This is a genomic window from Mangrovicoccus ximenensis, assembly GCF_003056725.1.
GTDB lineage: Bacteria > Pseudomonadota > Alphaproteobacteria > Rhodobacterales > Rhodobacteraceae > Mangrovicoccus > Mangrovicoccus ximenensis.
Genome location: NZ_QBKZ01000002.1, coordinates 234,523 through 261,132, shown reverse-complemented (window position 1 = coordinate 261,132; position 26,610 = coordinate 234,523). Strand labels below are relative to the sequence as shown.

Sequence of the window (26,610 nt, the reverse complement as noted above, 5' to 3'; positions counted from 1 at the left end):
CGTGGCGACTGAACAGGCATCGGGCGGGTCCGACCGGTCGCCGCAATCGCTTGGAAAAGGAAGTTGCGATGACAGGGGTCGGAGGCGCCGGGCGGCGGATTGTAGGACCCGGCCCGCTGCAGCGCGTCGGGGCGGTTCACCCCGGCCCAGGCGACGCGGATCACCACCTGTCCGGCCGCGGGTTGCGGAACCGGCCGGGTCACGGGCGTCAGCACCTCGGGGCCGCCGGGAGAGGAAATCTCCACGGCGCGCATGGTCTCGGGCAGGGTCATCTCGGGCTCCTTCGGTCGTTCCTCAGCGCGGATCGTGCAGCGAACCCGGCATTGCGGGGCCCTGGCTGCGGTTCGGCGCCTTCACCAGACTTAGCGCCCATTTCGGTCCGGCCAGAAGAGGACGCAGCAGCGCATTGTCATTGACCTTCTTCTTGACCGCCTCGATCTGCATCACCTCGTCGATGCGCCGGTCGAGGAAGCGCCAGGTGCGCTGGTGCTCGGGGCTGTCATCGCCCAGCCAGTAGAGCAGCGTCGCGCTGTAGACCCCTGCGAGCGTCGCGCGCTTGGTGTACCAGTTGATGTCGTCGGAGCCGTCGCCGAGCACGGTCCAGATCTGGTCGACCGTGTGCCACAGCGCTTTCGCTCCGTCCGGCGCATGCGGCGGCAGCGCGAAGAGCGTCGCGCCGCGGCGCACCGCCTCCTTGTCCTCGACCAGCTCCAGCCGGAGGCGCACGGCCCGCGCGATCCGGTCGCGGAACCGCATGGCGCTGAGATCCTCGGCCTTCAGGCGGCGCACCATCTCGGCGTCGCCGGCGGCATGGTAGGCCAGCGCCAGGTCGACCGCCCCGCGCGGGCAGACCGCGCGCGCCACCGCGGGGTCGATTTCCGAATCGGCCGCCGCGGCGCGGAAGCTGGTCTCCGACCAGCCGTCGAACACGACATGGGGAAGGATCGCCTCCAGCAGACGGTCCTTGACATCCATATGGGACATTTCAGACACTTCCATGGTCTCTTCCTCTTCGTTCTGCGGAGCCGCGGCTCTGGACAGAGTGGTCTTGCCTTGCTATAGGGACGCCTCCTGCTGAAAATGCAACTCTAACAGGAAGGGTGGTGACACCAGAATGCAGGTTAGTGTTCGCGACAACAATGTCGACCAGGCTCTTCGGGCCCTGAAGAAGAAGCTGCAGCGCGAAGGCGTGTTTCGTGAGATGAAACTCAAGCAGCACTTCGAGAAGCCGTCCGAGAAGAAGGCACGCGAGAAAGCCGAGGCTATCCGCCGTGCGCGCAAGCTCGCGCGCAAGAAGGCTCAGCGCGAAGGTCTGCTTTAAGCCGATCGACCGCGAACCAGATGCGTCAGCATCAAGGTTTCAGAAAGACCCCTGCAATCGCGGGGGTCTTTCTTTTTGCGTTCAGGCCCGGTCGGCAAGGCGCAGCCCCTCCGCGCCGGGCGCTTCCGGGCCGTCCTCGGCATCCCGGTCCTCCGCCGCCGCGCCGGCCGCAACCTCAGGGAAATGCATCGTCACGCGGGTCCCCTCCCCCGGCGCACTGTCGATCCTGAGGAAGCCTCCGGACTGGCGGCAGAAGCCATGGACCATCGACAGCCCCAGCCCGGAACTGGTCGCCTCGTCCTTGGTTGTGAAGAACGGATCGGTGGCCTTTTCGAGGATCTCCGGCGCCATGCCATGCCCGTTGTCGCGCACCTCGACGAACAGGTAGGTTCCCGGCAGCGCCGGAGGCACCGGCAGGCCGGCCCCAGCCGCGATGCAGCAATGGCCGGTGCTGATCTCGATCACGCCGTTTGCGCCGACCGCGTCGGCCGCATTGGAAACGAGGCTGATGATCGCCTGCTCCAGCTGGCCGCGATCCGCCATGAGCCAGCGGCGGCCGGAGCCGAGCGCGACCGAAAGCCGGACATTGCCCGGAAGGTACCGGCGCAGCATGCCCTCGAGGAAGCGCAGCTTGCGGTCGAGGATCAGCGGTTCGGCATTGAGCACCAGCTTGCCGCCATAGGACAGGAGCTTCTGCGTCAGCTCCGCCCCGCGCTCGGTCGCGGCAAGGGCGTCACGCAGGCAGCGCTGCCGCGCCTCCTGGTCCCCGGCCTCGGCGATCAGGTCGAGATTGCCGCGGATCACGGTCAGCAGGTTGTTGAAATCATGCGCAACCCCGCCGGCGATGCGTCCGAGCGAATTGGCCTTCTGGATCCGCGCGGCCATCGCCTCTGCCTGGGTCAGGACGACATGCTTCTCGTGCAAGCCGTGCAGGGCGCGGCGCTCGCGCTCGGACACGCGGTTCAGCTGCCGCGCCATGACGAGGAGGCCGGTCCCCGCGTACCAGCAGGAGGCCAGCGTCATCAGCGCGATGCCGAATTGCGCGGTGAACATGCCGCGCGCCGCGCCGTATTCGCAGAACACCCCGAAAGCCAGCTGCCCCGCCACGATCGCCGGCAGGAACCGCCGCAGGATCCGGCTGCCGGGCCCGGAGCGGAACAGCAGATGAACCCAACCGGGACGCTGCACCGCCAGCAGCAGCGCCGCCTGCAGCAGCAGGAAGCAGACCGCGGTCATCAGCGACAGTTTCGAGAACAGCACCGTCTCGAACAGGAACCCCATGTCGAAGACATAGCCGAGCAGCGCCACCTGCGAGAGCGGCATCGAGCCGAGCACCGCCGCGTGGATGACGGCCGCCTGCAGCCGGCTTTGCCCCGGCAGGCTGCAGAGCGCGGCAGCGATCATCAGGAAGCACAGCCGCGTCGTCAGCGACATGCCGTCATGCGCCGGCACATCGGCATCCATCATCTGCTCGACGAAGCCCGTGATCAGCAGGGCGAAGACCGCGCACCCGGCGCCGAGCGGGAAGATCCGGCGGCGGGTCCGCCCCCAAGCCGCCAGCGCGCCGCCGGCGAGCAGGAACAGCAGGGCCGTCGACGGCACCAGCGCCGGCCATTCCGGCATGATCCGCGGCAGGCGGGCAAAGCCGAATCCCCATCCGAAAACCAGGATCGCGCCCGCCATGGCGGCGGCGCCGAGCGATAGCCAGAGCGACAGGCGCAGCCCGCGTTCGACCGCCTCCGTCCGGTCCTCCTGCCTGCCCGAAGGCTCCTGCAAGCCGATTGCAGCGTCCATGTTCCCCAGCCCGACCGTTTCACGTTCCCCGCAGCCTGCCGTGCGTTCCTTTCGAAACCTTTGAGCCGGCAGCAACTTCGCGGCGGAACCGGGCGGAAGCCCCCGGTTTTTCGCTCGCATTGGAACGAGCCCTGCACAGCCGGTCTGCGCTGGCGCAGGTGGCATCTGCCGCGTTCGCCCCTAACTTCGGCGCAAAGCACTGCAAGGACCGTTCCCATGACCGCGACTTCCCCGCTCGCAGATTTCCCGATCTCCCGGCGCTGGCCCGCTGCCGATCCGACGGCGATCCAGCTCTATTCCTTCCCGACGCCGAACGGCATCAAGGTCTCCGCGATGCTGGAAGAGACCGGACTGCGCTACGAGCCGCATCTCGTGACCCTGGCCGATGCCGACGTGAAGAGTCCCGAATTCCTGTCGCTCAACCCCAACAACAAGATCCCCGCGATCATCGATCCCGACGGTCCGGACGGCACGCCGCTCGGCCTGTTCGAATCCGGCGCCATCCTGATCTACCTCGCCGAAAAGACCGGACGATTCCTCGGGGCCACGGCAGCGGCGCGCGCCGAGACAATCCAATGGCTAATGTGGCAGATGGGAGGCGCCGGCCCGATGTTCGGCCAGCTCGGCTATTTCGCCAAGTTCGCCGGCGCCGAAATCGAAGACCCCCGCCCCCGCGCCCGCTACACGGCAGAGGCCAGGCGCCTGCTTGGCGTGCTCGACGGCCGCCTCGCCGGGCGCGACTGGATCACCGGAAGCTATTCCATCGCCGACATGGCGACCGGCCCTTGGGTGCGGGCCCTGACGGAAACCTACGGGGCCGGCGAGGCGCTGGAGATCGACAGCTTCGCGAACGTGACCGCCTGGCGCGACCGCTTCCTGGCGCGACCGGCGGTGCAGCGCGCGCTCGACATCCCGTCCCGCGAAGGCTGATCCGGAGCTAGCCGGCTGCCGGGCCCTGAGGCCCGGCCTGCGCCTTCAGCAGATCGCGGATCTCGGTGAGGATCTCGGTTTCGGTCGGCGCGGGCAACTCGGCGGCATCTGCCGGATCAGGCACATCGCCCCGCGCCTTCTGCGCCAGCCCGTCCTTGACCCGGTTCACCGCCTTGACCAGCAGGAACACCACCCAGGCGATGATCAGGAAATTGATCACGGCCATGATGAACTTGCCATAGGCGAGGGTCGCCGCCATCTCCCCTTCACCGAAGGTGATGGCCATGTCGGTGAAGTCGATGCCGCCGACGACGAGCCCCAGCACCGGATTGATCAGGTCGGCGACGAGCGAATTGACGATGCCCGTGAAGGCCGCGCCGACGATGATGCCCACCGCCATGTCCATGACATTGCCACGGGAAATGAAGGCCTTGAATTCCTGGACGAGCGCCATTCGGGAAACCCCTTAATCCTTAATGATGTGTTACGGATTTGTGATACCATGGGGCCGCACATGCCGGAAGCATGCGCCGGAGCAGGCTCTGCCATCTTGACCTCCCCCGCATTGGACGCCATGACGAACCCCGCGGCCTGCACCGTGACCGGGTTTCCCTCCCGGAACGCCAGCACGGCCCGGGGCGCCGCCACTTGCGCCCGGCATTCGGAGGAGTGGCAGAGTGGTCGATTGCACCGGTCTTGAAAACCGGCGTGCGTGAAAGCGTACCGTGGGTTCGAATCCCACCTCCTCCGCCATCCATGGTTTAACCCATTGACAAATCTAAGGAGTTGGTCCGTTTCCCGCCAAATGTCCGGCCAACTGGAAAACGCTTGATAGCATCAGGATGCGACATGGCGGCACCGCCGGAAGGCAGTTCAAGCTTACTTTCATCCAGAAGCAAGACGGGAAGCACTTCATGGATTGGTTGGCTGACCACGGGAAGAGGCCCTGTTGCGCAATACGGCTGACGGCCGCAGGTCCCCTTTCCCGGACAGGCTTATCCAGAGCCGCGCGAACCGGAATGCCGATGGCGTTTCCTGCCCTGTCCTGAGCCGCTTCACTGCCCGCGGCACTGCCGAGCTCGAATGCGCGGCCTGAGCTCGGCCAAGGCAAGCGGCACAGGATCTTGAGGCCTACTTCCGCAGCAATGGTGCCGCGGCCCAGCCAGGACTCCGGGGCAAGCTCTCTGCAGCCCGCCCCGCCCTTCCGGGCCGCCGCCGCGGCTCAGCCGCGCAGCTCTGCGCCGGTGGCCTTCTTCACCTTCTCGACGATCTTGGCGCTGACCGCCTCGATGTCCTTCTCGGTCAGGGTCTTGTCGACCGGCTGCAGCCGCACCGAGATCGCCAGCGACTTCTTGCCGGCACCCATCTGGGCCTCGGCCTTGCCGCCCGCGAACTCGTCGAAGACCCGCACCGCCTCGATCAGCGCCTTGTCGGCGCCCGCGGCGGCATTGACCAGCGCCAGCGCCTCGACGGAGGCATCCACCACGAAGGCGAAATCGCGTTCCACCGCCTGCAGGTCGTTCAGCACAAGCGCCGGACGGGTGGTCACCGCCTTCTTCGGCAGCGGCACCTCGGCGGGCATCACGGTGAAGGCCAGCGCCGGGCCCTTGACGCCGAACTGCTCAAGCACCCGCGGATGCAACTCGCCGAAGACCGCGATGGTCTTCTTCGGGCCGAGCCCGACGCGGCCCGACCGCCCCGGGTGGAACCAGTCCGGCGTGTTGCGGAAGATCTGCGCCTTCTCCGGCGCGCCGACCGCGGACAGCACCGCCTCCATGTCCGCCTTGGCGTCATAGACATCGAGCGCCCGGCGCGCGCCATGCGGATCGCGCGGACCGCTATGTCCGACCAGCAGGCCGGTGACATGGGTGGACTGCTCCTCCGGCTCTCCGCCCGAGAAGGCCGGACCGACCTCGAACAGCGCCAGATCGGCGAAGCCGCGCGCCTGGTTGCGTGCCGCGGCCATCAGCAGGCCGGGCAGCAGGTCGGGACGCATGTGGCCCAGATCGGCGGAGATCGGGTTCTCCAGCGCGCGGGCCGCATCGCCGCCGCCGAAGCGCTCGGCCGATTTGCGGTCGACGAAGCTGTAGGTCACGCATTCGTTGTAGCCCAAGCTGGCCAGCATCCGGCGCGCGGCGATCTCGCGGCGCTGCTGCGGGGTCAGGATCGGCTTCGGCACGCCCGCTTGGGCGCGGGCCATCGGGCGGCCCTGGAGCTTGGTCAGCGACGCCACGCGGGCGACTTCCTCGACCAGATCCGCCTCGCCCAGGATGTCCGGGCGCCAGGATGGCACGGCAGCCATGTCATCGGCGTCGAGCGCGAAGCCGAGCGCGGCCAGCGTCGCGCGCTGGGTCTCGGGCGCGATCTCCATGCCGACGAGGCTCTGCACCCGCTCGACATCGAGCTTGTAGCTGCGCGCGACATCGGGCAGCGCGCCCGCGGTGACGACCTCGGAGGCTTCGCCGCCGGCGATCTCCAGGATCATCGCGCAGGCCTCGTCCAGCCCGACCGGGGTCCAGAGCGGGTCGATGCCGCGCTCGAAGCGGTAGCGCGCGTCCGAGTTGATCTTCAGCGCCCGGCCCGTCAGAGCGGTGCGGATCGGGTCGAAATAGGCGGCCTCGACGAAGACATTGACGGTTTCGTCGGTGCATCCCGTCCTGAGCCCGCCCATCACGCCGGCGATGCTTTCCGGGCCTTCGGCATCCGAAATCACAGTCATGCCCGGCTCGAAGACATAGTCCTTCTCATCGAGCCCGGTCAGGGTCTCGCCGCCCTGGGCCTTGTGCACCCGCAGGGTGTTGCCGGTGATCTTGTCGGCGTCGAAGACATGCAGCGGACGGCAGGCATCATGAGTGAAGAAGTTGGTGACGTCGACGAGGAAGCTGATCGGGCGCAGGCCGATCGCCTTCAGGCGCTGCTGCATCCATTCGGGCGACGGGCCGTTCTTCACGCCGCGGATCAGCCGGCCGTAGAAGACCGGCGCCTGCGGAGCCGTGTCCGCGTCGATCGAGACGCTGACCGGACAGGGGAATTTCGCGTCGATCGTCTTCGCGGGGCGCGGTTTCAGCGTGCCGACGCCGCGGGCGGCGAGGTCGCGGGCGATGCCCTCGACGCCGAGCGCGTCCGGACGGTTCGGGGTGATGGCGATCTCGATCACCGGGTCGACCTTTGCCGGATCGTTGGCCGCCAGCCAGTCGGGGAAGCTCTGGCCGACCTCGCCCGAGGGCAGCTCGATGATGCCGTCATGGTCCTCGCCCAGCTCCAGCTCGCGCACCGAGCACATCATGCCGAAGCTTTCCTGGCCGCGGATCACGCCCTTCTGGATGGTGATGTCGATGCCCGGGACATAGGTGCCGGGCTTGGCGACGACGACGGTGATGCCTTCGCGCGCATTCGGCGCGCCGCAGACGATCTGGGTCGGGCCGTCGGCGGTTTCCACCTGGCAGACGCGCAGCTTGTCGGCGTCGGGATGCTTCTCGGCCTTGACCACCTTGCCGAGGGAAAAGCCCGCAAGTTTTTCCGCCGGATTTGAGATTTCCTCGACTTCGAGCCCGAGGTCGGTCAGGGCATAGGCGATCTCCTCGACGGAGGCCTGCGTGTCGAGATGGTCTTTGAGCCAGGACAGAGTGAACTTCATGGTTTTCCCCTCACGGTCTTGGCCAGCCTCCTAGCGGCCCGAAACCGGAAAGGGAAGTGGCCGCGGGGCTCAGGCGCGCCAGAACTGGATGGTGAGGATCGTGTAGACCACCATCACCTCGAGCCGCCCGACCAGCATGCCGAAGGCGAGCATCCATTTGGCAAGATCATTGATCCCGGCGAAATTGCCCGCGGGCCCCACCTGGTCGCCGAGGCCGGGCCCGACATTCGCCAGCGCCGTCGCCGCCGAGGACAGCGCGGTGATGAAATCGAGTCCGGTTAGCGTCAGCCCTACCGACAGCACCCCGATCGACAGGATGAACATCACGAAGAAGGCCATCACCGATCCCAGCGCATCGTCATCCACGGCGCGCCCCTCGAAGCGGGTCACGAAGACGCCGGAGGGCGAGTGGATGCGCTTGATCTGGGTGACGATCGAGGCGAACAGGATCTGGTAGCGGAAGATCTTGATCGAGCAGGCGGTCGAGCCCGCACAGCCGCCGATCAGCCCGGCGAAGAAGAAGTAGCCGACCGCGAAGCTGCCCCATTTCATGTAATCGGTATTGGCGTAGCCGGTGCCGGTCATGATCGAGGCGGTGTTGAAGATCGCCTCGCGGAAGCCCTCCTCGCCGCCCATGCCGATATGTTCGACGAAGGCGAAGAGGATCAGCGTCATCACCGAGATCGTGCCGACGAAGGCGCGGACCTGGCTGTCGCGCCAAAGCGGCTTCGGCCCCTGGTGGATCAGCTGGACATAGCGCACGAAGGGCAGCGCCGCTAGGATCATGTAGATCGAGCAGGCATAGGTCTCGGGCGCGTTGAACTGGCCGAAGGAGGCGTCGTAATTGGCGAAGCCGCCGGTGGAGATCGTGGTCATCGCATGCACGATCGAGTCGAAGCCCGACATGCCGAAGGCGAAGAAGGTGATCGCGCAGCTGATCGTCAGCCCGACATAGATCACCGAGATGCGGCTGGCGATCTCGGCGGCGCGCGGCAGGATCTTGCCCATCGTGTCGAAGGCTTCCGAGCGGAAGATCTGCATGCCGCCGATCCGCAGTTCGGGCAGGAACACCATCGCCACGACGATGATGCCGATGCCGCCGAACCATTGCAGCATGCCGCGCCAGAGGAGCAGACCCTTGGGCAGGTATTCGAGCCCGGAAAACACCGTCGAGCCGGTGGTGGTCATCCCCGACATCGCCTCGAAATAGGCATCGACCAGCCGCGCGTCGGTCGCCCCGAACATGAAGGGCAGCGCGCCCGCCGCGGGCAGCGCCACCCAGACCAGCGTGGTCAGAAGGAAGGTCTGCTGCAGCGTCAGCCCGGTTCCGGCCGTCGAGGAACAGGACAGCGCGGTCAGCCCGCCGACCATGCAGGCCAGCACGCCGCTGATCAGGAAGGCCGGCCAGTGGCCGTTGCCATAGGCGAGGTCCACCAGCAGAGGCACCAGCATGGTCGCGCCCAGAACCGCGACGAGCATGCCGATCACATAGGCAACGGGGCGCAGATCGATCATGTGCCTGCGATGGCGCGGGCGCCCCACGCTGTCAAGCGCCCCTCCGGCACCCCGGCGCGGCTGTGGCGCCAAGGCGGCAGCGGCGCTCAGGGCTCCCAGCCCAGGCCTTCCGCGGCAAGCGGCGCCCACCTGAACCGCGAAGTCCTGGATCTGGAAGCCGACGTTCTGGATCTGGGCCCGCGTCTGGCCGGACATCTGCCGCCCGACCTCCTGCGCCCGGCGGCCCATGTCGTAGGTCCGGCGCGAGGTCCGTGCCGCTGCAGCCCCGGTGCGCTCTAGCGCGTCCTCGGTGCGGCGCAGGCCGCCCTCGGCGTCTGCGCTGTCGGCGCTGATGCGGATTCTGATGTTAGGGTCAGTCGCCATAACGCCCTCCATAATATGTGAATTTTACCGTTGTTGTGGTGGAACACGTCGGCAGGTCTGCGGCTAGCAAACCATCGGGATGCCAAACTACCCACGCCCCAGAGGCCCCAGAAGGACCCGAAAGCGCCTCAAATGGGGTCAGCATGGCCGCCCCTCCGTCTCCATCGCCCAGGCCAGCGAGGCAGGCGGCAGGCCCTCGACCTGCTGCGCCGCTGCCCTTGCCCTCTCGGCCGCCACCGGCCCGCCATAGACTGCCGCGATCTCTGAGACGGCCACGGCATGCGCTGCGGCCAGGACGTGGCGGGGGTCGTGCCCCTGTGCCACCAGCATCGCCATCAGCGCCTTGATGGCCCCGGCAACCTGGTCAGTCGCTTGCTTGTCGTCCTCGGTCATTTCCGCCCCCGCTTCTTGGGCTTCGCGGTCATGGCCTCGATCGCCTCGTCAGCCAGCCTCAGTTGAATGGCCAGCATCTTGCGGACGCCCCGCATGTCCTCCAGCGGGTCATCCCCGCGGGTTCTCGCTGCCGCCACCAGGCTGTCAAAGATCTGCGCGGCGTACTGTTCGAGCATCACGTCTTCGTTCATTTCACTGCTCCGATTTCTTGGATTGGTTGCCCCACCCCAGGGCCATCGGGGTGAGGCGCGCCACACCACCCCCACCCCCCTTTAGGGGTGGGGTGGTGGGGCAGCCGATTTCAGGGGGGTTTGCCACACCCTGCCACACCTCGGTTTCAGGGGTGGGTGGGGCAGTCATTCGGTCGCCCATTCGCCCACCTCCAGGCACGGCCGTTCCATGCGCTTGCTGTCCATGAGCTTCACCTTCTTGAGCGCGCCGGACCGCAGCCATGCCTCGATCATTTTCTTGATGCGCTTCTTGTCAGCGACTGGGTTAAGCCCCAGCACCTCGGCCACGGTGCAGCCCGCCCACTCGTCGCCCGACTGGTCGGAGTAGCGCATGCCCTTGCCGTCGAGCGCGCGCTGCACGGCCAGCAGATCGCGCACCGACACGCCATCGAAGGTGTCGGGCCATTGCCAGACCTCGGCGACGCCCACGCTGTCGCCATTGGCCAGGTGCACCGATGCCATGCGGCGCCAGAGGCGAGCGCCCACCGGGGCGAGGTTCGCCTTGTCCCGGTCCACCGCGAAATAGGTCGCTGGGTCGTCCTGCACGCCAGCCTCCGCCTTCATGGCGTCCGGCATCTTGTTGAGCACCCGGCCGGAACGCGCCGCCCCCAAGAGCGCAGAGGCCCCGCGGGCGCCTTCCGTGGTCGCTTCCTCGCCGTTGGTCTTCCGGGTGTGGTGAACCAGCTCGATCGCGCAGTTGCACCGGTCAGCCAGCCGCGCCCATTCCTTGGCGACCAGGTCGATCGCGCCATTGTCGTTCTCGTTCGCCTGGTGCGACGACACGAAGGGGTCGACCACCAGAACGTCGATGCCCCGCGCCTCGATGACATGGGCCAGGGCCTCGATCTCCGGCTTGTTGATCACCACGCCTTCACGGGTCTGGACGGCTGTGCACAGCCCGCGCTCGCGGCCCGAGTCCACGAAGAGCCGCCCGGCGATTTCATCCGGGGCAACCTGGTAGTGCTGCATTGCGCCGACGATGCGGCGGTCGAGTTCGTCGCGCGGGTCCTCGAGGTTGAAGATCCAGACCTTGAGATTGCGTTCGGTCCATTCGCCCAGAAGCTCGCGGCCGGAGGCCATCGCCAGCCCCTCGCAGATCGTCAGGGAGGACTTGCCGACGCCGCCGGGGGCCACGGTCACGGAGACCTGCTTGCGGATCAGGTGGCGCCCGTAGAGCCACGGCCGCGGCGGTATGGCGGAGGGGTCGCGCCAAACGAAGGGCGTCGGGTCCATCGTCGCTTTCAGGCGCTCCGTGGCCGCCTGCTGCTTCCGTTCCTGCTCCTGCCGGGCGTACATCTCCGGCGTGCCGCCATCCATTTCCGCCAAGGCGCGGTGGGTGGCGGTGATTTCGAGTTTGCCCGGCGGCCGGTAGCTGGCGCCTTGCTGGCGCTTGGCCTCTTCCTCGATCCCGCGCATGAAATCGTCAGGCATCAAACGGCACCTCCAGCGCGGCACCGGCCGTCATCTCGGCGAATTCCGGGGGCAGGCTCTTGAGCGCGGCCCAGGCCAGCGCGGCGCGCTCGCGCACGTCGAGACGCACGGCCAGCACCGCGGCGGCATCCGCCCAGGCGTCGAAGTCCTCGCCCAAGATCAACGCGTCACAGACCACCTTCCCGGCGATTTTGTGGCGCGCTTCGGCGTGCTTGGAGATGGACAGGCGCCCGCGTTTCGGGGTATTCTTCTTGCGAAGCACGCATACTTCACACGCACTCTCAGCCCCGCTCGCAGTTGCCCCTGCGGCGGGGTTTCCCTTTTCTGCGACATTCTTTCCGGTGCCCAGGCATGCTTCTGGTTGAGTACCCTCCTTCTTGTTGCCAACCACACGGTTGTGACAAGTATCAGCCCCGGTAGCCCTCCCCAGCGCGCCGGGGTTTTTCTTTGCCGTATCGCCTAGGCAGCCCAGATCGCCGTTTGAAAGATTCCCGTTCTGTTCACGATCTGTCCGGGGATGGTTTGAAACATTACCCCCTGATTTTCCTTTGGTTTCTTGGCGGATATCCCGTCCGGGCGGCAACTTTCTTGAACGCTGCGGCAAACCCTGCTTTGCTCCCGCAAGGTCGATTTCTTGCAATGTTCAGGATTTTCTGTCGTGTCCTATTCGATTTCCCGCTACGTGGGCGACATCAGTTCGCCCCTGGTCCGTCTCTATGTCGAGTTCCAGGTCACCTATAGCGAAGCCCCCTTCCCCGAGACCCTGTATGACGATCCGGTCTACGGCACGAAGTTCGGCTATACCGATCCCGATAAATACTATGTGCCGCTGACCCTCGGCAATGCCGTGGAGACCGTCGTCGAACTCGGCGAGTACCGGTACGGCGCCTATAACGATCCCGGCGAGTCCTCGGACTGGACGAACGGATCGCCGGATGGCGACTGGATGGGGATGGACTACTACAAGACCGAGATTTCGGCGGTCTACACCTTTCCGACCGAGGCCTATCTCGAATGGCTCGACCGCGACTGGATGCTCAAGCATCCCAGCATCAGCCAGCCGGCAACCTTCTGGCAGACCTACTACATCACCGGCGGAGAGCTGTCGCGGCTGTCCTCCCCCGAACCGTTCAACCTGTTCCATGGCACCAATCCCGAGATGCGGAAGGCAGAGGCGCAGCTCTATCTAGACCAGGCGAAGGAGAGCTTCGGCTGGAGCAGCCTGCTCTACGAACTGCCCGGCGGCTACCGGACCGTCGAACTCGACACGTCCGACGACGACCTTGCCGAATACGAGATCCCCTATCTCGAGCAGACCGTCGCCGGCGCGGCCCTGATGCTGGCGGAGCTGTGGCTGAGCGACCGCGGCCATTCCGGGCTGGCCGAGCTCGCCGGGACGATCAGCGCCCTCGACGCCCTCGGAACCTCGATCGAGGAGCGGTTCGTCGGTCCACGGCTGGAGCTCATCGGCCTGATGGCCAGCGAGGATGGCGAGCTGGCCGATTACGCGACCATCGCCGAATGGGAAGCCGCCAACGGGCTGCAGGCCGCGACCCTGGCCGGGTTCATCGCGGACAATGGGCCGCCTGCGGGCCTTGCGCTCGCCTCGGTCTCGCTGATCGCCAGCGAAGGCGCCAGCGGCGATGTCCTGTCGGTCTTCGGCGGCGGCCAAGAGCCCGCCAGCGGCACCGACGGCTCGGACCGTGCGATCTTCGGCTCGGAGGGCGCCACCTTCTCGGGCGGCATGGGGCGCGACTATCTCGCGGGCGGCAGCGGCAGCGATCACCTGCGCGGCGGCGCCAGCGCGGCCATAGGGATCAGGGGGCAGGACATCCGCATTCCGGGGCCCGCCTCGCCAGATCGCGGCCCGGCGGGACGCGACAGGGGCCTGCCGCTGGGAAGGCTTCCGTGATGCACGCCTTGGCGTGATCCGGTCTGGCCGCGTGCGGCTCCTCGGGACCGCGAGGCCGGCCATCCGGCACCGGCCTCGAACCGGCGGCTGCACGATGCCCCGTGCAGCGATCACGATGATGGGCTTGCCGGGCTGGAGCAGCCGGGCCGAAGGAAGCCCCCTTCGCCTGGACCGTTTCCAGGCGCGCACCGGCAGATGATCCTGTTCCGGCACGATGATCCATCGGTGCGCAATTGCTCCGGGCGGCAATCCTGCGTGGGCTGGCGAGGTCCTTCAGGCGAAAGGACGAGACAGCGTTCGACGGCCCGCAATCACCGGCTTGGCGGTGCTCCTGGACCGGGCGGTCTTCGCCGGGATTGGCTGGCGCAAGGTGACGGCGCTCGAGGTTCGGCGGGCTCCGCCACGGAATGACCCGCGGGCGCCTCTCTCCGCCTGCCGCAGCGCCGCCGGAGCCATCCGCACAAAGGTCTAAAATCCGGGCAGCACCGGGTGCGGCGGCCAATGAAGCTGGGGCGGCGGCGGCCTGCCGCCTGAAGCGATGGCCGGCCATCCCCCGTCGGCAAGCCCGCGGACCACCTGCCATTTCATCGGCAGAGCCGGTTTCCCGCCCGCCCCGGCATCGACTGCCGCAGCAGCACGCTAGCACTCTGCGGGGCGTGCGCGGTGCCGCGCGGCATTGATACTGCAACCGCCCCGACAGCATCAGCTGTGCCAAGGTGGGATCGCGACACTCCGAATTGGGAGGCGGTCATGCCGGAAATTGTCACGGCCGGGCTCGATCCGCTGGCCGGCAGGCGGATGCAGAGCAATCGCCGAGAGGTTGGCGAAGAATGCGGTCCAGGTCCACGGTGCCGACGTCAAGGACGCTGGGATCTTGCGCAGGAAACTCCGAAGGACCGAAGTGCTGGTGTTCTTCGCGCAGCTGCCGCCCTGCCTGGTGGCGATGGAGGCCTGCGGCGGCGCGCATGTCTGGGGCCGCGAGATTGCGAGGCTGGGCCATGAGGTCGGGCTCATCCCGCCTGCCTATGTGAAACCCTTCATGAAACGGCAGAAAAATGACGCGGCGGACGCGGAGGCGATCTGCGAGGCAGCCCAGCGGCCGAGCATGCGCTTCGTCCCGGTGAAAAGCGCGGACACGCAAGGGGCGGCCAGCGTCTTCCGTGTCCGGGAGCTGCTGATCCGGCAGCGCACCCCGGCGATAAATGGCCTCCGCGGACATCTGGGCGAGTTCGGCTGAGTCGCGCCGCAGGGGGCTGCGAATGTCCGGGCCTGGTTGCGGTCGTCGCCGACGAAGACACGGACCTGCCGGAAGCGGCACGAGCCTCCCTGCAGGTCCTGATTGCAACGCTCGCGCAGCTCGACGGGCGGCAGGCCGCGGATGGGCGAGCGCCCGCTGAGGCGGCTGCCGATCATCGGCGCCAACAGCGTCATCATCAAGCGGCCTGGAGGCCAAATTCGACCGGATGAGCCGCCAGCTGACCGCGCTGTCGCGCCGCGAAACCGCCCGGCTGACGCAGGTTCTGGCCGAAGCCCAGGAGCGCATCGCGGCGGCGGAAACCGGTCCGACGGCCGAAGACCTTATGGCCGAACGCGACCGGAAGGTGGCCCGCACCGAGCGCGAGCTGGAGCGGACCCGCGCGGAGCTGGCCGAGCTGCAGGCCGGCATGGAAAGCGGCGAGGCGGAGCGCGAAAATCTCCGCGCGACGCTGCGGCGCCGGGAATCCGAGCTGGTTGATCAGATCGCGCAGCGCCGTGCGCTGAAGGCCGAGCTCGACGCCCTGCGCCAGGATACGGCCAGAACGCAGTCGGAGCTCGAATTCGAAAGGCAGCAGCACGAAAAGCTGACTGCGGATCTGACGGCCCGGCACGAGACGCTGACCGCGGATCTCCGGGCCCAGACCGAGCAGCAGCGCCTGATGCTGGAGAAATGGATCGCGGATATCGAGAGCAGCACGTCCTGGCGGGCCACCCGCCCGCTGCGGTCTGTGATCTCGGTGCTGCGCCGCTCGAAAACCTGACCCTCCGCGGGGCGGCGCCCGTTTCGGCAGCCGCCGCCCTTCCCGGCCCGTTTCCGGTCATGGGCGGCGACGCCGCGCAGGCGCTGACCTTGCCCCCGCATCCGGGACTGCGAATTGAGCGCCGAGAGAGCGCCCCCACGACCAGGCCCCCGCAATCCCTTGGCCCCCGAAGTCACGGAGTGGCCGGAGCTTGCCCCTGATCCGGGACCGGGAGTTGCATTGCTCCGGGGAAAAGGAACCGCGACGAGCAGACAGCGCCGCCGCCGCTTCCCCGGCGAGGTCAAGGAGCAGGACGTCGCGCGCCTGTCCGAACCCGGTGCCACGCATAAAGGCCGGCGGGCGCCCGGGCTTGCCTGCCTTCGGCGCGAGCCAGGTGATCTCCTTGTCCAGCCAGACGAGCAGCGCCCCACGCCGCTTGAACGCGTTCGCCGTTGCAGCCGGACCAGGGACGCAGCAACGGCTCACCGCAGGATTTCCGGCTGGTCGTGCGGCAGCGGGCTGGCTCAGCAGGCTTCGTCATGCGAGGCTCTCGACCCGCCAGTCTCAGGCCGAGAATCCCGGAAGCCGCTGCGTTCTGCGGCAACGCCCTTGGAAGGCCTCCGCTTCGATGAGCAGGATGGGTGATTGTCTCGAATTCAAACTGGTCCGCGCCAGCGGATCGCACGGTCCGGGGGAGCGTTCGAAAGCGCGGAACGCCCCATGGAGAGCGTCCCCGGCTCACTGAAGAACGAGCTAGTCCACCACCCCAAGTTCGGGCCACGCCAAGAGGCGAAAGCCGCGCTGTTCGAATGCATGGCCACCTCCTGCAACCGGCAGCGCCGCCACTCCAACATCGGCGAGCGGCCCCCTGCAGCGCTCGGGCGAGGTGACCCGAGCATCCCAGTATTCCAGGACCGCCCGCACCGCGGCGGAGAACGGGATCGCGCGCGCTTCGCCCGGGGGCACGGCGCGGTGGCGCGGCATGGTCCGGTCGGTCTCGCCGAACCGGTCGAAGAGCGACAGGCCCAGCCGCACCACGGCCGATCCCTTGTCTCCCGGGCTGCGCTTGAGCCGCAGGAACCGCAGCCCGGCCGAGAACAGACCGCCGAAGCGGCTGAGCGCCGGGACCCAGACAGGGATCGGCCGGACCAGGTGCGGCGCGTTCAGGAGCATCCGGTTGCGCTCTTCCACCGACTCGCGGACCAGCGCGAATTCCCCGGTCTCGAGATAGCGCAATCCGCCATGGATCAGCCGCGACGGCGCCGAGCTTGTCCCCGAGGCGAAGTCGCCCTTGTCGACGAGCAGGGCCGGAATGCCCTGCGCGGCGAGATCGCGGTAGAGCCCGGCCCCGTTTATGCCGCCCCCTGCGATCAGCACGGCTCCGTCGAAAGCGCCTTCCCTGAGGCGGGCGATGATCCGGTCGCGGCTGTCCATGAAGTCCTCCCTGGCCGTTTTTTGGCCATCCTGTAATTACAAGTTGGAAGATGATCGAAGCCGGACGGGAGTTTCAAGGGAAAACTGCGCCACGCGCAATGCTGCATGTGCGAACAAATACTATAAGACTACGACCTTAGTCTCGGCGAGGCTTCCTTGACTTAAAGCAAAGCCTGCCGCCATAGTCCAACCTGTAACTACAAGTTAAAACAAGTCCGGCAACGGACGAGACGGTTGCAAGGGTCCCCGGACCCGCCTTGGGAGGAGGAAAGAATGGCAGCACGGCTACTGGGCATCGATTCAGGCGGTACCATGACGAAGGTTGCCCTGTTCGACGAGGCGGGCGACGAAATCGCCTGCGAGACCAGCCCGAACCGGATCCGGTTCCCGCATGCCGGCTGGACCGAACGCGACCCGGACGCGATGTGGCGGGCCGCCTGCAAGGCGATCCGGCGGCTGCTAGAGCGCAGCGGCACCGGCCCGGCAGAGATCGCGGCAGTCTCCGTCTCGGGCTATGGCGCCGGGCTCTATTTCGTCGACGGCAAGGGCGAGGTCGTGCGGCCGGGGATCGGCTCGACAGACACGCGCGCGGCCGGGACGGTCGGGCAATGGGACCGCAGCGGGCTGAAACCGGTGCTGGAACGGGCGATCAGCTCGCAGGTCTGGCCCGGCCAGAGCCTCGCGCTCCTCGGCTGGTTCTCCGATTTCGCGCCCGAAGTCCTGGACCGCACCTGCCACCTGCTGTCCTGCAAGGATTTCCTGCGGCTGCGGCTCTGCGGCGACATCTCCACCGATCCGACCGATGCCGGCTGCGCAGGCTTTGCCGACGTGGCCCGCGGGCAATATTCCACCGACGCCTTCCGCGCCGCGGGACTGGAGCGCTGCCTGGCCAAGCTGCCCCAGATCGGCGGCTCCGCCGAGATCGCGGGGCATGTCTCGGCCGGGGCGGCGGCGCTGACCGGGCTGCTCGAGGGCACGCCGGTGGCGCGCGGGGTCTATGACGTCGTGGCCTGCTCGCTCTCCTCGGGGCTGACCCGCACCGACGAGCTGGGCGTGGTCGCCGGCACGTTCAGCATCAATTCCCGGCTCTTCGCGGCGCCCTCCGCCGATCCGCTGCCGACGCTGAAAGTCGCCTATCCGCTGGAAGACCGCTTCCTCGGCACGATGGCGGCGGCGACCTCGGCAAGCAATCTCGAATGGGTCTGCACCGCGCTCCTGGAGGCCGAAGGCGCCCGCGCGCGCGCCCGCGGCCGGTCGATCTACGAGGTCTGCAGCGACCTGGTGGACGGCGCGATCGACCGCGATTGCGGCATCCTCTTCTTTCCCTACGTCTTCGGCGGGGCAGGCGGGGCCCCCGCCGGGCTGCTTGGCGTGCAGGCCGGCAGCGCGCTCCCGGACGTGCTGCGCGCGGTGTTCGAGGGCATCACCTTCGCGCACCGGCAGGACATCGAGTACCTCCTCGGCGGCAGCGGCGGGCCGCGTCACGCGGCACAACGCCGCCGCGCGCACCCGCCTGCAGGCGGCGCAGGCCGCCGCAGGCAGCAAGGGATCGGCGCCCTCACCAGTGCCAGAGCGTGCCGTCTTCCAGACGGTTGACCGGGAGGTAGGACCGCTCGTAGGGGAATTTCGCGGCCAGCGCCTCGTCGATCTCGACCCCGTGCCCATGTGCCTCGCCGGGATGCAGATGGCCGTCCGAGACGGTCCAGGCGCCGGGGAAGACATCGAGCGTCTCGGGCATGTAGGGCGAGTATTCCTGGATGCCGAAATTCGGCGCCCAGAGCCCCAAATGCAGGTTCGCCGCCAGGCAGGCCGGCGACATGTCCATCGCGCCGTGGCAGGCGGTGCGGACATTGTAGAGCCCGGCCAGGTCCATGATCCGGCGCAGCGGCGTCACGCCGCCGGCATGGACGGTGGTCATGCGGATGTAGTCGATCAGCTGCTCTTCGATCAGCAGGCGCGCATCCCAGACAGTGTTGAACACCTCGCCGAGCGCCAGCGGCGTGACGGTGTGCTGCCGGATCAGCCGGAAGGATTCCTGGTGCTCCGCCGCCACCGCATCCTCGAGCCAGAACAGCCGGAACGGCTCCAGGTCCTTGCCGAGCCGCGCCGCCTCGATCGGGGTCAGCCGGTGATGCACGTCGTGCAGCAGCTCGACCTCCCACCCCAGGTCGCCGCGCAGCGCCTCGAAGAGCTTCGGCACATGGCGCAGGTATTTCGGCGTCGACCAGACCTCTTCCTGCGGCAGCCCGTTCAGGTCGGCCGTGTTGGTCGCCGACTTGTCGGTGCCGTAGACCGCGGGCAGGCCGGGAATGCCGACCTGGGCGCGGACCGCGCGGAACCCCTCCTCCATCCGGCGCGCGACCGCCTCGACGGTCTGCGCGATCTCGCTGCCCTGGGCATGGACATAAGCCATCAGCCGCTCGCGGCTGGCGCCGCCGAGAAGCTGGTAGAGCGGCATGCCCGCCGCCTTGGCCTTGATGTCCCACAGCGCCGTGTCGATCCCGCCGATCGCGGCCATGGTGACCGGGCCGCGCCGCCAGTAGGCGCCCTTGTAGAGATACTGCCAGATATCCTCGATCCGCTGCGGGTCGCGCCCCGTGAGCACCGGCACGAGATGGTCCTGCAGATAGGCCACCACGGCCTTCTCGCGGCCGTTCAGCGTGGCGTCGCCGATGCCGGTCAGCCCCTCGTCGGTGAAGATCTTGACGGTGACGAAATTGCGCCCCGGGGAGGAGACGATGATCTTGATGTCGGTGATTTTCATGGTCGTTTCCGTTCAGGCCAGCGCCGCTTCGGGGACGTGGCGGAACCGCGCGCGCAATCTTGGGTTGCGCGGATCGGGATTGGGGATGGCAGAGAGCAAGGCGCGGGTATAGGGGGCCTGCGGCGCGCCGATGACCTGGCCGGTCTCGCCGGTCTCGACGATGCGGCCGCGATACATCACGGCGACGCGGTCGCACATGTAGCGGATCACCGACATGTCGTGCGAGATGAAGATGTAGCTCAGGCCCATCTCGTCCTGCAGCTTCATCATCAGGTCCAGCATCTGCGAGCGCAGCGACACGTCGAGCGCCGAGGTCGCCTCGTCGGCGATGATCAGCCGCGGCTTGACCGAGATGGCGCGGGCGATGCCGATGCGCTGGCGCTGGCCACCCGAGAAGGCATGCGGATAGCGCTCGCGCCAGGCCGGCGGCAGGCCGACCTGCTCCATCAGGTGGCAGACCTCCTCCTCGCAGGCCCTGCCGCGGATGCCGGCCAGCTTCAGCGGCTCGGCGATGATCTCGCCCACCGTCTTGCGCGGGCTGAGCGAGCCCACCGGATCCTGGAAGATCATCCGCATCTCGCGGCGGATCGATTTCAGCCCATGCCGCCCGGCAGAGAGCACGTCCTCGACCCGGCCGTCGGCACGGCGGAACTCGGCCCGGCCCTGCTGCGGATCGTAGATGCGCAGCAGGCAGCGCCCCATCGTCGTCTTGCCCGAGCCGCTTTCGCCGACGATGCCCAGCGTCTCGCCCTCGCGCAGGGTCAGCGAGACATCGTCGACCGCCGTCTTGCCGTTGCCGAAGGTCAGCGACATGTTCTCGACCTTCAAGAGCGGCGGCTGGTCCGCGGGCGGCAGTGCCGGCCGGACGCGCGCCCCGGCCTTCTGCTCCAGCTTGACGACGGAGCCGATCAGGTCGCGGGTATAGCCGTCCTGCGGCGCATGGAAGATCGCGTCCACCGGGCCGCTCTCGCGGACCTTGCCGCGGAACATCACCAGCACTTCGTCGGCGATCTCGGCCACCACGCCCATGTCATGGGTGATGAAGATCACCGCCATGCCGTGGCTGTCCTGCAGGCGGCGGATCAGGTCGAGGATCTCGGCCTGGGTGGTCACGTCGAGCGCGGTGGTCGGTTCGTCGGCGATCAGGACGCGCGGGTCGCAGGCCAGCGCCATGGCGATCATCACCCGCTGCCGCATGCCGCCCGAGAATTCGAAGGTATAGCGGTCGATCGCGGTCTCCGGATCGGGGATTTCGACCTGGCGCAGCAGCTCGAGGACGCGGTCGCGCTCCTCGCGGCGGGTGACCTTCCGGTGCAGCCGGACTGCCTCGCCGATCTGGTCGCCGACCCGGTGCACCGGCGAGAGCGAGCTCATCGGCTCCTGGAAGATCATCGCGATCTCCTTGCCGCGGATCGCGCGGATCTCGCGGCCGCGCGGATCGAGCTTCGCCAGGTCGGTCACCGTGCCGTCCTCGCGGGCCAGCTCGATCGCGCCGCCCTCGATCCGGCCGGGATGGTCGACAATCTGCAGGATCGAGCGCGCGGTGACCGACTTGCCCGAACCGCTCTCGCCGACGATGGCGAGGGTGCGGCCGCGCTCCAGCGTGAAGGAGACATCGTCGACCGCGCGGAAGGTGCCGTGGCGGGTCGGGAAGAAGGTCTGCAGGTTGCGGACCGCCAGAAGCGGAGGCTGGGGCCGGGTCATGAGATCGCTCCATGCGGGTCGGCGGCATCGCGCAGCCCGTCGCCGAGGAAGTTCAGGGCCAGCACCGCGAGGACGATCGCGGCGGCCGGAGTGAAGAGCAGCCAGGGCGCCTGCGCCACGGCCCGGATGTTCTGCGCCTCCTGCAGCAGCGTTCCCCAGGAGATGATCGGCGGCTGAAGCCCGATGCCGAGGAACGACAGCGCCGTCTCGGCCAGGATCATGGTCGGGATCGCCAGCGTCAGCGTGGCGATGATGTGGCTGGTGAAGGAGGGCACGAGATGGACGAAGATGATGCCGATCTCGCTCATCCCGTCGAGCCGCGCGGCAGTCACGAAATCCTCGTTGCGCATCGACAGGAACTTGCCGCGCACCTCGCGCGCCAGCGCCGTCCAGCCGATCAGGGAGACGATCAGCGTGATGAAGAAATAGGTCTTCAGCGGCGGCCAGCCGACCGGGATCGCGGCGGCGAGCCCCATCCAGAGCGGGATCGTCGGGATCGAGCGCAAAAGCTCGATCAGCCGCTGGATCAGCACGTCCACGGTGCCGCCGAAGAAGCCCGAGATGCCGCCGATCGCGACGCCGAGGACCAGGCTGAGGAACACGCCGACAAGGCCGATCGACAGCGAGATCTGCGCGCCGTGGACAACGCGGGAGAAGATGTCCCGGCCCAGCCGGTCGGCGCCGAACAGGAACAGGCTGTCGCCCGGCCGCGCCCCGGCGATGCCGAAGAGCTTGGTCTCGACGGTGAAGAACCCGAGCAGCCGGTAGGGGGCGGACGGCGCGAGAAACTCGATGAAGACCGGCTTCTCGGGCGCGGGCGCGAAGACCCGGCGCATCGACTCGCGGTCGACCGTCATCGCCAGCCCGTCGACATGCGGGGCAAAGCGGCCCTCGTGGAACAGCTGCACGGCCTGCGGCGGCGCATAGGTGAAGCGGGCATTTGTCTGGTTCGGATCGGACGGCGCGATGAACTGCGCGAAGGCGGCCACCAGATAGAGCGCGGCGACCACCACCAGGCTGACCACGGCGAGCTTGTGCCGACGGAAGCGCAGCCAGAACAGCGTCCACTGGCCTGCCACGGCCAGTTCCGCGGCGCCCGGATCGCGCGGGGCGGTGTCGATCGGTGAGGACGTATCGGTCATTGCAGTCGGATCCTCGGGTCGGTCAGAGCAAGAAGGATGTCGGAGATCAGCGTGCCGATGATGGTCAGCACCGAGATCAGCAGGATCAGCGATCCGGCCAGGTACATGTCCTGCGCCAGCAGCGCGCGCAGCAGCAGCGGCCCGGTCGTGGGCAGGCTCATCACCACCGAGACGAGGATCTCCATCGACACCGCGGCGGGCAGGATCCAGCCAAGCGCAGAGATCAGCGGGTTCAGAGCGATCCGCACCGGATAGCGCATCAGCAGGCGGAACTCGTCCAGCCCCTTGGCGCGGGCAGTGGTGACATAGGGCTTGCGCAGCTCGTCGAGCAGGTTCGCGCGCATGATCCGGATCAGCGCCGCGAGCGAGCCGGTGCCGATGGCGAAGACCGGCAGCCAGACATGCTTGAGGAAATCCCAGAGCCGGGCCAGAGACCAGGGGGCATCGACGTATTCGGCCGAGAACAGCCCGCCGACGCTCTGTCCGAAATAGGCGGACATCACGTACATCATCCCCAGCGCCAGCACGAAGTTCGGCAGCGCGAGGAAGACGAAGGCGATGAAGGTCGCGATGTAGTCGGCGACGGAATACTGCCGCACCGCCGAGAGGATGCCGATCGGCACGGCGATCGCCCAGGCAAAGAGCAGCGTCAGGAAGGCCAGCAGGAAGGAGAAGCCCAGCCGCGACCAGATCAGCTCGGACACCGGGCGGCCGTATTCGAAGGACATGCCGAAATCGCCCTGCAGCAGGATCCCGGACATCCACTTGAAATACTGGACATAGATCGGCTGGTCGAGGCCGTAGCGTTCGCGCATCGCCTCGACCATGCCCGACTCGACCGCGCCGCCCTGCGCGGCCCAGTCGGCCATCAGCGTGGTCAGGTAGTCGCCGGGCGGGAGCTGGATGATGACGAAGGCGATGACCGACACCGCGAAGAGCGTCGGGACGGCATAGAGCAGCCGCCGGGCCAGGAATGGGAGCATGGGAGCAGTCCTTGGTCTGCCGGGAGGCCGGAGGCGCCCGGCGGGATCGGCATGGTCGCGGGAAGGACGCCCGGCGGCGGGAGGAAGCCGCCGCCGGAACGCAGCCGCGCCGGACGGGATGGACCGGCGCGGCGATCCGTCAGCGGCTGCCGCCGAAATGCCACTGGCTCAGCGTCGGCGCCGGATGCCAGAGGATGCCGCTGACCGGGATGCCGTCCTTGACGTTGTGCAGGTCGTTGGACACCATCATGTATTTCGGCTCTGGCCGCACGATGCCGATATTGAGGAACGCCTCCGCGGAGCGTTCGAGGAAGCTCTCCATCAGCGCCTTGCGGTCCTCTTCGGTGACCGCGGCAGTGACGGCGTCATAGGCCGCCATCAGGTCCTGCACCTCCTGGGGCGGCTCCTCGCCGCGGCCGTGGTCGGCGTACCAGTCCGACCATTTCGAGGCGAAGAACACGTCCGCCTTCTGGTAGGGCATGTAGCAGCGCGGGTCGGTATAGACTTCGGACAGCCCGCCGGTGCAGCTCCAGATATAGGCGTCCTGCTCGTTGGCGTTCCACATCGTGCTGAGCCGCGTGCGGTCGGTGGTGCGGATCTGGATGTCGAGCCCGACATCGGCCGCGTATTGCTGCACCATCTGCATGATGTCCGGATAGGACAGGCCGTAGACATCGGCGACCATGAAGTTGATGGTGAAACGCGCGCCGTCCGGCCCGAGCCGGTAGCCCTCGGCATCCTTCTCGGGCAGGATCCCGTCGAGCAGGCTGGCCGCGAGCTCGGGGTCGTATTCGGTATATTGCGACGACTGGCGCTCGTTGTGGAGCTCGTGGATCGGGTTCACCGCCACCTGCGACGGCGTCCCCTGCCCGACATAGATCAGGTCGATGATGTCCTGGCGGTTGATCGCGTGGCTCAGCGCGATGCGGAAATCCTTGTCGTTGAAGACCGCGTTCTTGACCGGGTCCTCGACATTGAGGTTCAGCATCAGCACGGCATCGTTGGCCGGCAGATCCTGCACGTCGAGGAAATGGTAGTTGCCGGTCTCCTGGCCGTCATGGAGCACCGAGCGGAAGGTGGCGTTGTTGATGTGGCGGAAGGCGAAATCGAACTCGCCCGAGGTCATCTTCAGCACCATCAGCTGCGGGTCGTCGACCTTCGCCCAGGTCACGCCGTCGATATAGGGCAGCTGGTTCCCCTCCGGGTCGACCTTCCAGTAATAGGGGTTGCGGGTCGCCGCGACGCGCTCGCCATCGGCATAGGGCACGGTCAGGGTCCACGGGTTCATGGTCGGCAGTTCGGCATTCTGCCAATAGACCGGCTGGAAGCTCGGCGAGACCTTGGAATTGAACAGCGACACCCAGTCATGCGCGGCCGGGTCGACCTCCAGCAGCGCCGGAATGCCATCGGCATTGTAGTCCTCGTGGAACTGCTCGAGGTAATGCCGGGGGTAGATCACCGGCTGGTGCCCCTGTCCGTAGGCCAGCTGCTGCAGGAACAGCCCGTAGGGGCCGGCGAACTTGAACTCGACCGTCAGATCGTCGATCCGCGTCACGGCCACCGGCTCTCCTGCGGCCATGAAGACCGAGCTCTTGCTCGGCGTCAGGGCCTCGTTCATGAACACGTCCTCGTACCAGAACATGATGTCATCCGCGGTGAAGGGCGCGCCGTCGCTCCACCTGAGCCCCTCGCGGAGCCGGAGCGTGTAGGTCGTCGCATCGTCGGAGGCCGTCACCTCCTCGGCCAGCGAGGGCACGATCCGCTGCCAGTCCGGATCCCAGCGCACCAGGAGTTCGTTGGCGATCGTGCGGGTCAGGTTGTACTGGTCGCCATTTGCCAGGATCGTCGTGCGCAGCGTGCCGCCATAGCTGCCGGTCCCGTCGACCATCGTCTCGACGAAGGGATTGCCGGGCAGGCGGTCCTCCACCGGCGGCAGCGTGCCTTCGGCGACACGGGCATCGAGCATCGGCGCCTGGGCATAATCGTCGGCCAAGACGCCGCCGGGCAGCAGCAGGGCCGCCACGCTTCCCGCCAGGGCGATCCGCAACTTGGAACTTGGCATCTTCATACAGTCCTCCCGCCCCGGCACACGGGGCCATGCAGCGCCCGGCCTTGCCGGACCGCGCTGCCTCCTCCTGAGTTCCGCACGGGCTCCTTTCCCGAACGTTGTAGAATAGACACCAGATCGTACATTATCTGTCAACTATCGTACTTTAAATTTTTTGACACCCCCCCCATCTCGGGATAGACACGACCACAGGGACAAACGCGGGCAACACGTCATGGATGATCGGCAAGACAGCGGAACGCAGCCCGGGGACCGCAGGGCCTCCGTCTATGACCGGCTGCGCGATGACATCGTCCTTGGCCGCGTGAAACCGCATGAGCGCCTGAAAGTGTCCGAGATCGCGGCCCGCATGGGCAGCTCGACGAACCCGGTGCGCGAGGCCCTGCAGCAGCTGCGCGGCGAGGGGTTCGTGATCCTCGAACCCAACCGCGGCGCGCGCGTGCGCCCCATGGATGCCGATTTCGTCCGCGACATCGTCGAGATCGAGATGCTGATCGAACCGAAGCTGACGCGCTGGTTCGTCGGCATGGCCACCGCCGAGGACATCCGCGCGCTGGACGGGCTCTGCGCCAGGATGGAGGCGCTGAAGCTCGATGACGACCACGAGGCGCAGTACGAATACGACACGCAGTTCCACCGCCTGATGTACGACCGGCACTACAACCGCAACGCGGTCGAGCTGTGGTGGCGGCACCGCAACATCCTCGGCGCCATAGCGCGCCCCTTCACCGTCTCGCCGAAGCGGCGCAACGACGTGCTTGCCGAACACCGCGCGCTTGTCGATGCCATCCGCCGCCACGATGCCGACGAAGCGGCGCGCGTCATCGAACAGCATGTCGAGGGCTCGGGCCGCCATATCGTCGAACAGATGCGTGCCATGGACCGCAGCGGCCGGGCCCGCGCCGTGTGAGGCGCCCTCCACGGCGGCTGCGGGAGCAAGCGGCGCCGAGGTCGGCAGCCGACCGCAAACCTCTGCCTCTCCCGGCAATCCG

At 67.4% G+C, this 26,610-nt stretch carries 21 protein-coding genes, 1 tRNA gene and 3 pseudogenes; 8 read left to right on the top strand and 17 right to left on the bottom strand.

All coding sequences use genetic code 11. The annotated features are described in order from the left end of the window. Positions 1–80 precede the first annotated feature (80 nt). Positions 81–272: pseudogene (locus C7T91_RS35035) on the bottom strand (NAD(P)H-quinone oxidoreductase); the annotation flags it as partial. Between the two features lie 22 nt (positions 273–294). Next, a complete protein-coding gene (locus tag C7T91_RS07655; protein ID WP_236638082.1) occupies positions 295–999 on the bottom strand; it encodes a COQ9 family protein in 705 nt (234 codons plus the stop codon). Between the two features lie 115 nt (positions 1,000–1,114). Here C7T91_RS07655 and rpsU point away from each other — a divergent pair, with 115 nt between their 5' ends. Continuing rightward, complete coding sequence (gene rpsU, locus C7T91_RS07650) at positions 1,115–1,321, top strand: 30S ribosomal protein S21 (protein ID WP_005614280.1); 207 nt, start codon at positions 1,115–1,117, stop codon at positions 1,319–1,321. Positions 1,322–1,402: 81 nt separating this feature from the next. Here rpsU and C7T91_RS07645 read toward each other — a convergent pair whose 3' ends face one another. After that, the gene (locus C7T91_RS07645; protein ID WP_161555791.1) at positions 1,403–3,115 is read right to left on the bottom strand and encodes a sensor histidine kinase; all 1,713 of its coding nucleotides are present in this window, start codon (positions 3,113–3,115) and stop codon (positions 1,403–1,405) included. 216 nt (positions 3,116–3,331) lie between these two features. Between C7T91_RS07645 and C7T91_RS07640 the strand changes: the two genes are divergently transcribed. Continuing rightward, entirely contained in the window at positions 3,332–4,045 is a 714-nt protein-coding gene (locus C7T91_RS07640; RefSeq protein ID WP_108258733.1) for a glutathione S-transferase N-terminal domain-containing protein, read from the top strand. Positions 4,046–4,052: 7 nt separating this feature from the next. Here the strand turns inward: C7T91_RS07640 and mscL are convergent, their stop codons facing one another. After that, a complete protein-coding gene (gene mscL / locus C7T91_RS07635; protein WP_108258732.1) occupies positions 4,053–4,499 on the bottom strand; it encodes a large-conductance mechanosensitive channel protein MscL in 447 nt (148 codons plus the stop codon). Positions 4,500–4,708: 209 nt separating this feature from the next. Here mscL and C7T91_RS07630 point away from each other — a divergent pair. Continuing rightward, positions 4,709–4,798 (top strand) — tRNA-Ser (locus C7T91_RS07630). A 469-nt stretch (positions 4,799–5,267) separates the two neighbouring features. Here C7T91_RS07630 and pheT read toward each other — a convergent pair. From pheT to C7T91_RS32335, 6 genes are all read right to left on the bottom strand, one after another. Next, positions 5,268–7,682: a phenylalanine--tRNA ligase subunit beta gene (pheT, locus tag C7T91_RS07625; RefSeq protein ID WP_108258731.1), complete on the bottom strand. Its 2,415-nt coding sequence runs from the start codon at positions 7,680–7,682 to the stop codon at positions 5,268–5,270. Positions 7,683–7,751: 69 nt separating this feature from the next. Continuing rightward, positions 7,752–9,197: a TrkH family potassium uptake protein gene (locus tag C7T91_RS07620; RefSeq protein WP_108258857.1), complete on the bottom strand. Its 1,446-nt coding sequence runs from the start codon at positions 9,195–9,197 to the stop codon at positions 7,752–7,754. A gap of 501 nt (positions 9,198–9,698) precedes the next feature. Continuing rightward, on the bottom strand, positions 9,699–9,953 hold the full coding sequence (locus C7T91_RS32340) for a hypothetical protein (RefSeq protein WP_161555790.1): 255 nt from the start codon (positions 9,951–9,953) through the stop codon (positions 9,699–9,701). Then, a complete protein-coding gene (locus C7T91_RS07610; protein ID WP_108258729.1) occupies positions 9,950–10,144 on the bottom strand; it encodes a hypothetical protein in 195 nt (64 codons plus the stop codon). The genes C7T91_RS32340 and C7T91_RS07610 overlap by 4 nt, the downstream gene beginning before the upstream one ends. A 165-nt stretch (positions 10,145–10,309) precedes the next feature. After that, the gene (locus tag C7T91_RS07605; protein ID WP_236638081.1) at positions 10,310–11,599 is read right to left on the bottom strand and encodes an AAA family ATPase; all 1,290 of its coding nucleotides are present in this window, start codon (positions 11,597–11,599) and stop codon (positions 10,310–10,312) included. Between the two features lie 7 nt (positions 11,600–11,606). Then, positions 11,607–11,876 carry a hypothetical protein gene (locus C7T91_RS32335; RefSeq protein WP_108258728.1) on the bottom strand — a complete coding sequence of 90 codons (270 nt, stop codon included), beginning with the start codon at positions 11,874–11,876 and terminating at the stop codon, positions 11,607–11,609. Positions 11,877–12,272: 396 nt separating this feature from the next. On the opposite strand from C7T91_RS32335, the gene C7T91_RS07595 reads away from it, so the two are divergent. The 3 genes and pseudogenes from C7T91_RS07595 to C7T91_RS33375 all read left to right on the top strand — a co-directional run bounded on the left by C7T91_RS07595 (position 12,273) and on the right by C7T91_RS33375 (position 15,544). Then, positions 12,273–13,526 carry a hypothetical protein gene (locus C7T91_RS07595; RefSeq protein ID WP_108258727.1) on the top strand — a complete coding sequence of 418 codons (1,254 nt, stop codon included), beginning with the start codon at positions 12,273–12,275 and terminating at the stop codon, positions 13,524–13,526. A gap of 808 nt (positions 13,527–14,334) precedes the next feature. Further along, positions 14,335–14,886, top strand: a pseudogene (locus C7T91_RS07590) (IS110 family RNA-guided transposase); the annotation flags it as partial. Between the two features lie 103 nt (positions 14,887–14,989). Next, on the top strand, positions 14,990–15,544 hold the full coding sequence (locus C7T91_RS33375) for a hypothetical protein (RefSeq protein ID WP_201742026.1): 555 nt from the start codon (positions 14,990–14,992) through the stop codon (positions 15,542–15,544). Between the two features lie 327 nt (positions 15,545–15,871). On the opposite strand, the pseudogene C7T91_RS07580 reads toward C7T91_RS33375, so the two are convergent. Together C7T91_RS07580 and C7T91_RS07575 are read right to left on the bottom strand one after the other, a co-directional pair. Further along, a pseudogene (locus tag C7T91_RS07580) lies at positions 15,872–16,064 on the bottom strand (hypothetical protein); the annotation flags it as partial. 212 nt (positions 16,065–16,276) lie between these two features. Next, entirely contained in the window at positions 16,277–16,957 is a 681-nt protein-coding gene (locus tag C7T91_RS07575; protein WP_108258725.1) for an FAD-dependent oxidoreductase, read from the bottom strand. Between the two features lie 273 nt (positions 16,958–17,230). Between C7T91_RS07575 and C7T91_RS07570 the strand changes: the two genes are divergently transcribed. Beyond that, entirely contained in the window at positions 17,231–18,553 is a 1,323-nt protein-coding gene (locus C7T91_RS07570; RefSeq protein WP_108258724.1) for an FGGY-family carbohydrate kinase, read from the top strand. On the opposite strand, the gene manD is transcribed toward C7T91_RS07570, so the two are convergent. The 5 genes from manD to C7T91_RS07545 all read right to left on the bottom strand — a co-directional run bounded on the left by manD (position 18,516) and on the right by C7T91_RS07545 (position 25,612). Next, the gene (manD, locus tag C7T91_RS07565) at positions 18,516–19,721 is read right to left on the bottom strand and encodes a D-mannonate dehydratase ManD (protein WP_108258723.1); all 1,206 of its coding nucleotides are present in this window, start codon (positions 19,719–19,721) and stop codon (positions 18,516–18,518) included. The two genes, C7T91_RS07570 and manD, sit on opposite strands and share 38 nt — an antisense overlap. Before the next feature lie 12 nt (positions 19,722–19,733). Further along, positions 19,734–21,425: an ABC transporter ATP-binding protein gene (locus C7T91_RS07560; protein WP_108258722.1), complete on the bottom strand. Its 1,692-nt coding sequence runs from the start codon at positions 21,423–21,425 to the stop codon at positions 19,734–19,736. Beyond that, a complete protein-coding gene (locus tag C7T91_RS07555; protein ID WP_108258721.1) occupies positions 21,422–22,567 on the bottom strand; it encodes an ABC transporter permease in 1,146 nt (381 codons plus the stop codon). The genes C7T91_RS07560 and C7T91_RS07555 overlap by 4 nt, the downstream gene beginning before the upstream one ends. Further along, positions 22,564–23,550 (bottom strand): ABC transporter permease, encoded by a 987-nt coding sequence (locus tag C7T91_RS07550; RefSeq protein WP_108258720.1) that lies wholly within the window; start codon positions 23,548–23,550, stop codon positions 22,564–22,566. Before C7T91_RS07550 ends, C7T91_RS07555 begins: the two co-directional genes overlap by 4 nt. A gap of 139 nt (positions 23,551–23,689) precedes the next feature. After that, the gene (locus tag C7T91_RS07545; RefSeq protein WP_108258855.1) at positions 23,690–25,612 is read right to left on the bottom strand and encodes an ABC transporter substrate-binding protein; all 1,923 of its coding nucleotides are present in this window, start codon (positions 25,610–25,612) and stop codon (positions 23,690–23,692) included. Between the two features lie 220 nt (positions 25,613–25,832). Here C7T91_RS07545 and C7T91_RS07540 point away from each other — a divergent pair, with 220 nt between their 5' ends. Further along, positions 25,833–26,528, top strand: coding sequence for a GntR family transcriptional regulator (locus C7T91_RS07540; protein WP_108258719.1), 696 nt, complete (start codon positions 25,833–25,835; stop codon positions 26,526–26,528). Positions 26,529–26,610: the final 82 nt, after the last annotated feature.